This window comes from Collinsella sp. Sow4_E3, assembly GCF_052116285.1.
Classification (GTDB): Bacteria; Actinomycetota; Coriobacteriia; order Coriobacteriales; family Coriobacteriaceae; genus Collinsella.
The window spans coordinates 1-1,362 of sequence record NZ_JBQKLJ010000063.1 but is presented as its reverse complement, the minus strand read 5'-3'; the positions used below and the strand labels follow the sequence as shown (position 1 = coordinate 1,362).

The window sequence follows — 1,362 nt, the reverse complement described above, 5'->3', positions numbered from 1 at the left end:
GGTACCGTCAAGATTCTTTCGCAAATTGATTTAGCCGTCCTCGGCCCCGTCCTCTTCTAGCCCTCCGCCTTTCCCCTCAGCTCGTCCATCTCCTCCAGCTTCGACATGTCCAGGTACCTCCTCTTGCCCCACTCGTGCTCCACTATGTACTTCAGCCTCGCCGTCACCAGCATGAGGGCCGAATTGCCGTCCGGGAAGGTCCCGACGACCCTAGTCCTCCTCCTGATCTCGCGGTTGATGCGCTCGATCCCGTTGTTCGTCCTGATCCGGCGCCAGTGCTCAGGCGGGAATTCCGTGTAGGCAAGCGTCTCGGCGAACCCGTCGCGCACCGTCCTCGCGGCCGCCCCGAGCCGCATCGACTCCAGCTTCTCCGCCACCTCCTCGGCCTTTCTGGCGCATGCCTCGCGCGATTCCTGCGCGTGGATCGCCTTCAGCATGCGCGCCGCGGCCTTCCGCCTGGTCACGGGAACCCTTCCCAGCACGTTGCGGTAGAAATGCACCGTGCAGCGCTGGTAGCGGGCCCCGGGGAACACCTCCTCGAGCGCACCGAGCATCCCCGCGCCCTTGTCGCCGGTGACGAGCCGCACGCCGGAGAGCCCGCGCCCCTTGAGCCAGGAGAAGAACTCGCGCCAGGACTCCGCGGACTCGGTGTACCCCTCGGAGCAGCCGATGACCTCCCGGTCGCCGGCGGAGTTGACGCCGATGGCGACCAGCACGGCCACGTTCTCGTAGGACCCTCCCCAGCTGCGCTTGAGGTAGATGCCGTCGACGAAGACGTAGGGGTAGCCGCCGTCGAGCGGCCTCTGCCGCCAGGCTTCGATGGACGCGAAGGCCTTCTCGTTGAGGTTGGAGACAGTGCCGGAGGACACCGGCGCTCCCCACAGGAGCTCGGAGACATCCTCGATCCTCCTGGTCGAGACGCCCGCCAGGTACATCTCGACGATGGCTTCCTCGACCGAGGTCTCGCGCCTGCGGTAGCGCTCGATGACGGCCGTCTGGAAGGTCGCCCCGCGGAGCTTCGGCACGCTGAGCTCGACTTCCCCGGCGCCCGTGACGAGCCTTCTCGTGTAATGGCCGCTGCGGTAGGCCTCCCGGCCCGCCGTCCTCTCGTAGCGTCCGGCCCCGACGAGCTCCGACGCCTCCTCGTCGAGCAGCGCGTTGAGCGTCTCCTCTACGGTCTTCCTCACCAGATTCTTTATGTCGTTGCGCAGCGACTCCTCGTCGACTGATACGATGTTCGCAGACACGGCCCGTGCCCCCTTCGTTGGTGATTTGTTGTTTAGTCGCTAGAAATCATATGACGGGGCGCGGGCCGTGTTCCGCTATGCGGTTGTCAATTTGCGAAAGAAATTATGCGTCACC

1 protein-coding gene is annotated in these 1,362 nt (G+C 65.2%); it reads right to left on the bottom strand.

Translation table 11 applies throughout. From position 1 onward, the window contains the following. Positions 1-56 precede the first annotated feature (56 nt). Positions 57-1,247: an IS256 family transposase gene (locus ACTQ48_RS11200; protein WP_441570981.1), complete on the bottom strand. Its 1,191-nt coding sequence runs from the start codon at positions 1,245-1,247 to the stop codon at positions 57-59. Positions 1,248-1,362 lie beyond the last annotated feature (115 nt).